General features: G+C 67.5%; 5 protein-coding genes. 1 reads left to right on the top strand and 4 read right to left on the bottom strand.

What is annotated here, in order from left to right:
- Positions 1-82 precede the first annotated feature (82 nt).
- The 4 genes from H0W38_RS15645 to H0W38_RS15630 form a co-directional block, all read right to left on the bottom strand.
- Entirely contained in the window at positions 83-205 is a 123-nt protein-coding gene (locus H0W38_RS15645; RefSeq protein WP_292455722.1) for a hypothetical protein, read from the bottom strand.
- A 265-nt stretch (positions 206-470) separates the two neighbouring features.
- Entirely contained in the window at positions 471-1403 is a 933-nt protein-coding gene (locus H0W38_RS15640) for a DmsC/YnfH family molybdoenzyme membrane anchor subunit (protein WP_292455719.1), read from the bottom strand.
- A gap of 19 nt (positions 1404-1422) precedes the next feature.
- Positions 1423-2169, bottom strand: coding sequence for a 4Fe-4S dicluster domain-containing protein (locus H0W38_RS15635; RefSeq protein ID WP_367162217.1), 747 nt, complete (start codon positions 2167-2169; stop codon positions 1423-1425).
- A gap of 143 nt (positions 2170-2312) precedes the next feature.
- Entirely contained in the window at positions 2313-5273 is a 2961-nt protein-coding gene (locus H0W38_RS15630; RefSeq protein ID WP_292455717.1) for a molybdopterin oxidoreductase family protein, read from the bottom strand.
- A gap of 73 nt (positions 5274-5346) precedes the next feature.
- Between H0W38_RS15630 and H0W38_RS15625 the strand changes: the two genes are divergently transcribed.
- Positions 5347-5596: LysR family transcriptional regulator (locus tag H0W38_RS15625; RefSeq protein WP_292455715.1), on the top strand; the 250-nt coding region annotated here is incomplete at its 3' end.

Genomic DNA, 5596 nt, shown 5'->3' with positions numbered 1-5596 from the left:
GCGAGGCTCCAGCCAATGCGCGGCAGGATCGAGCCGCGCAGCGCGAAGAAAAGGCGCAGCGCGTTGGGGCGGCGGGTGACGATCATGCGGCCGCATTGTCGTCGGGCGTGCTGCCGTCGGCGAAGTTGGCGTTCTCGCCGTCGGTGGGCTGGTCGAAGAAGTAGCAGCTCGGCTCGGTGCCGTTGACCCATTTGTCGCTGAGCACATTGATGGCACGGGCGCGGTCGGCACTCGTGCCGGGGCCGAACTCGCGCGGGACCGTGTGCCGTGCGTTGCAGTAGCGGTGGCTGTACTGCGGCGGCTTCTCGGGGGTCTTCCTGGCGGCAGCTTTCCTGGCGACGGAGGGGCGAGCCAGCTCTGTGCTCCTGCAGGAAGAATGAGCGCAGCGTATTGCGCTCGTGGCGCCGCGCCATCCTGCGATATGGGGCCCGGCGCGTAACGCCAGGCGCCCGTCGAGCAGCAGCCTTCTTCTACGACACCACCTGGTAGTACAGATTCTGCGGATGCCGCGCCTGCGCGAAGAAGAACCAGCGCTCGGCGAACAGACCCGGCGCCTGCACCAGCAGCGCGAGCACCCAGATGAAGGCCGGCCCGCCCATCAGGCCCCACAGCAGCAGGGCGGCAGGCAGTGCGAAGCCCAGCACGATGAGCGCGAGCTTGGCTTGCTTCACCGCGGCCAGGCCGGCGCCGTGGAAGAACTCGCGCGTGTTGTACGACCCGGCCGACATGCCCATCGACTTCTGCACCAGTTGCGCCGAGCGGATGCCGGTGGCGGACTGCAGGGTCGATTTCGGCTTCAGCGCCGCGTTGCGGCGCAAGGCGAGAGTGCGCGTCAGCCACGCCGCGAGCGTGGCGGCCAGGGCCCACGGCGCGGCGGCCTGCAGCAGCGCGGCCTCGTTGAACATCGCTGCCAGCGCGCACGTCAGGATCAACCCAGACGACAAGCCGATGAGCGTGTAGTTCACGATCGTCAGCGGATGCGCCCATTCCTCGATGAAGCGCAGGCAGGCGTAGATCATCGCCGTGCAGTACCACAGCGCAGCGGCGCCGACGATCACCGCGACCGGCAGGAGCAGCAGCCAAGCCGTGCCCGCGTCCAGCCACACCGCCAGCCACCACAGCGCCACGAGGCCGATGAACGCCGGCAGCACGATGACTTCGCGCGACATCCACGAGGTGCGCCACATCATTGCCGAGCGCCAAGCACGCTCCGGCCGGCCCAGGTGGAAGAACGAGGAGACCAGCCCGAGCATCAGCAAGGCCAGCGCCACGCCGAGCGCAAGCAGTTGAAAGCCCGCTGACATTTCCACCCCGGTGAGCAGCGCCACGGCCAGTGCCACCAGCAGGCCCTGGCCCATGCCGGCCAGGGTGGTGAAGAAGACGATCGAAAGTGCAGGATGCATGGCGGCCTCTCGGGGTCCGTTACTGAGTGCGGGTGGGAACGTCGTCGTCGGCGCCCGGCACGCCCACGCTCTTTTGCGCCGCATGCTGCGCGGTGCTGCCCGGCGTGCCTTGCAGCTCCGGCGTGGTGATGCGCCGCGGCAGGTACTGGTTGGCCGGCTGCGTCTCCCACTCGGGCATCAGCGAATAACCGCCGCGCTCGCGGATCGCTTTCGACACGTCGGAATCCGGGTCCTTCACGTCGCCGAACAGCCGAGCACCGGTGGGGCAGGCCATCACGCAGGCGGGGCGGCGGTCGGCCTCGGGCAGCGTCTCGCTGTAGATGCGATCGACGCACAGGGTGCACTTGGTCATGACCGCGCGCTCTTCGTCGAGCTCGCGCATGCCGTAGGGGCAGGCCCAGGCGCAGTAGCCGCAGCCGATGCACTTGTCGTAATCGACCAGCACGATCCCGTCTTCCTTGCGCTTGTAGCTGGCTCCGGTCGGGCACACCGGCACGCAGGGCGGCTCCTCGCAGTGCAGGCAGCTCTTGGGAAAGTGGATGGTTTCGGTGCCGGGGAAGATGCCGGCCTCGTAGGTCTGCACGCGGTTGAAGAAGGTGCCGGTCGGATGGGCGTCGTAGGCGTTCTCGTCGGCCAGCGGGCCGGCGGAGCCCGAGGTGTTCCATTGCTTGCAGGAGGTCACGCAGGCGTGGCAGCCGACGCAGACGTTGAGGTCAATGACCAACGCCAGTTGTTTGGCGAGCGTTTCGCCCTGCTCGGCGCGCACGCGGGGGGTGATTCCTCCCTCACCCCGGTCCTCTCCCGCTTGCGGGAGAGGGGGTAAGACGCGAGCCTCGCGGGAGCCTTCGCCGTGAGATACCGAGGGTCCGCCCACCATGCTCGGCGTCAACAGGTCTTTCAGCCACTGAATCATTTTTTGCGCCCCGCGAAGTAGGTCAGCACATGCTGCGAAGCCTTGCCCAGCACGCCCGGCGCCGCCGGCACCGCAGCCACCTGCGGGAAGGTTTCCTCGGGCTCTTCCGGTTCCGCCGGCCGGATGCGCACGCGCACGTCGTACCAGCCGGCCTGGCCGGTGATGGGGTCGGAGTTGCTGATGGTCCGGGCCTGCGTGCCCTTGCCCGCATCGCCGGCCAGCGGCAGCTCCTCCGAAATCAGGTGGTTGAGCAGGAAGCCCTTGCGCGATTCGTCCGCACCCGGCGCGAGCTGCCACGCGCCGTCGGCCTTGCCGATCGCATTCCACGTCCACACCGTGCCCGGCTCCACCGCCTCGCTGTAGCGCAGCATGCAGCGCACCTTGCCCCACTGGCTCTCCACCCAGCACCAGCCGCCGTCTTCAATGCCCGCGGCCCGCGCTGTGAGCGGGTTGACCTGCAGGTAGTTGTGGCTGTGGATCTGCCTCAGCCACGCGTTCTGCGAATCCCAGGAGTGGTACATCGCCATCGGCCGCTGCGTGATGGCGTTGAGCGGATAGGCCGTGCAGTCGGTGGCGTCGTCCTCCAGCGGCGGATACCAGAAGGGCAGTGGGTCGAAGTAGGTGGCGATGCGCTCGCGCAGGTGCTCGGGCGGTTGGCGCCCTTGCGTCTTGCCGAGCGCGGCGAGGCGAAAACTCTGCAGCGTGTCGGAGTACAGCGCAAGTTGTACCGGGTCGTTGCGCTGGCGCCAGCCGTGCTCCCTGGCGAAGTCGAGGTAGGGCTGGTTCCAGTTGCGCATGTACTGCATGTCTTGCGGCATATGGTGCTGGAACACGCAGTTGTTGGCCTCGTACATTTCCCACTGCTTCGGGTTGGGCGCGCCGCGCAAGTGCTTGTCGCCGTTCTCGCCGCGCCAGCCCATCAAAAAGCCGATGCCCGGCTGCAGCTCGAAGTTGACGACGAAGTCGGTGTAGCCGGTGAACTTGCGCCCGCCCTCGGGCGTGGTGAAGGCCGGAAACTTCAGCCGCGAGGCCAGCTCGACCAGCACCTCCTGAAAAGGCTTGCACTGCCCCGTGGGCGGCACCACCGGCACGCGCACCGAATCGACCGGGCCGTCGAACTCCGAGATGGGCCTATCGAGCATGCTCATCACGTCGTGCCGCTCGAGGTAGGTGGTGTCGGGCAGCACCAAGTCGGCAAAGGCGACCATCTCGCTCTGGAAGGCGTCGCACACCACCAGGAAGGGAATCTTGAACTCGCCGTCCTCGGCCTTGGCGTTGAGCATCTCGCGCACCGCCATCGTGTTCATCGTCGAGTTCCAGGCCATGTTGGCCATGAAGATGAGCAGCGTGTCGATGCGGTAGGGGTCGCCCTTGGTCGCGTTGGTGATCACGTTGTGCATCAGCCCGTGGGCCGACAGCGGGTGCTCCCACGAGAACGCGTGGTCGATGCGCATCGGCGAGCCGTCGACGTTGATGGCCAGCTCTTCCGGATTGGCCGGAAAGCCCAGCGGCGCGGCATTGAGCGGCGTGTTGGGCTTGATCATCTCGGGCGAATTGAAGGCCTGGTAGTTCGGCACGATGTGGCGCGGGTAAGGCGCCTTGTGCCGAAAGCCGCCGGGCGCGTCGATCGTGCCGAGCACGCTCATCAGCACGGCCAGCGAACGCACCGTCTGGAAGCCGTTGGAGTGCGCCGCCAGGCCGCGCATGGCGTGGAAGGCGACGGCGCGCGCGCTGGTCGTCTCATGCCGCTTGCCCCAGGCGTCGGTCCACGGAATCGGCAGCTCGAACGCCTGCTTCAGCGCGGTCTCTCCCATCTCGCGCGCAAGCTTCCTGATGCGCTCGGCCGGGATGCCGGTGATCTGCGCGGCCCACTCCGGCGTGCAGGTCGCGACGCGCTCGCGCAGCAGCTCGAACGAAGGCGCGACCTTCGTACCGTCGGCCAGCGTGTAATGGCCTTCGAGCGCTGGGTCGCAACCCTCGGCGATGCCTTCCGGATAGGCGGCCTTCACGCTGCCGCTGGTGGTGTCCCACACCAGCTTGTTGTGCGGGTTGCGGCCGTCGCCGGGCGGGCCCTTGGCGGGGTCGGGGTCGAAGGCGAACAGGCCTTCGCGCTCGCCGTCTTCCAGCACGACCAGTTGCGGCGCATTGGTGAAGCGCTTGAGGAAGGGCCGGTCGATCAGGTCACTGGCGATCAGCTCGTGCAGCAACGCCATGAACAGCGCGCCGTCGGTCCCCGGCTTGATCGGAATCCACTCGTCGGCGATGGCCGAATACCCGGTGCGCACCGGGTTGATCGAGATGAATCGGCCACCCGCCCGCTTGAACTTGCCCAGCGCGATCTTCATCGGGTTGCTGTGGTGGTCTTCGGCGGTGCCGATCATCACGAACAGCTTGGCGTGGTCGAGGTCGGGCCCGCCGAACTCCCAGAAGCTGCCGCCGATCGTGTAGATCATTCCGGCGGCCATGTTCACGGAGCAAAAACCCCCGTGCGCGGCATAGTTGGGCGTGCCGAACTGGCGCGCGAACATGCCGGTGAGCGCCTGCATCTGGTCGCGGCCGGTGAAGAGCGCGAACTTCTTCGGGTCGGTGGCGCGGATCTTCGCGAGCCGCTCGGTGAGGATCTCGAAGGTGCGCTCCCAAGAGATGGGCTCGAACTCGCCCGCACCGCGCTCGCTGCCCGGTTTGCGCAGCAAGGGCTGCGTGAGTCGCGCGGGCGATACCTGCTTCATGATCCCCGAGGCGCCCTTGGCGCAGATCACGCCTTGGTTGATGGGGTGATTCGGGTTGCCGTCGATGTAGCGCACCTCGGGGCCGTTCTCGCCCTCGCGCAGGTGAACACGAATGCCGCAGCGGCAGGCGCACATGTAGCAGGTGGTGCACTTGACCTCGGTGGCGGCGCCCGGCAGCGGCGGGGCGAGGGGGTCGTGCAGCGGTTCGCTCGAAAGCAGCTTGAACACCGGTGGTCTCCTTGAGGCAAGGTCGATCTTAGGCAGTGTCGCTCAAAAGAAAAAGCGGACAATCTCGCTCACGATGAACGGAAAAACAGATCAGCGCAGCGAGCCGCGGCTGCGCATGAACCTGCGGCAGCTCGAGGTGTTCGTGGCCACGGCGCGCGAGGGCTCCACGCGGGCGGCGGCCGACCGCATCGCGCGCTCGCAGTCAGCCGCCAGCACCGCGCTGGCCGACCTGGAGGCTTCGCTCGGCGCGGCACTGTTCGACCGCGTGGGCCGGCGCCTGGTGCTCAACGAGAACGGGCGGGCGATGCTGCCCAGGGCAGCAT

It is taken from the genome of Methylibium sp., assembly GCF_013817365.1.
GTDB lineage: Bacteria > Pseudomonadota > Gammaproteobacteria > Burkholderiales > Burkholderiaceae_C > Methylibium.
The sequence above is the reverse complement of the archived record's forward strand: the minus strand, read 5'-3'. Positions and strand labels throughout refer to the sequence as shown.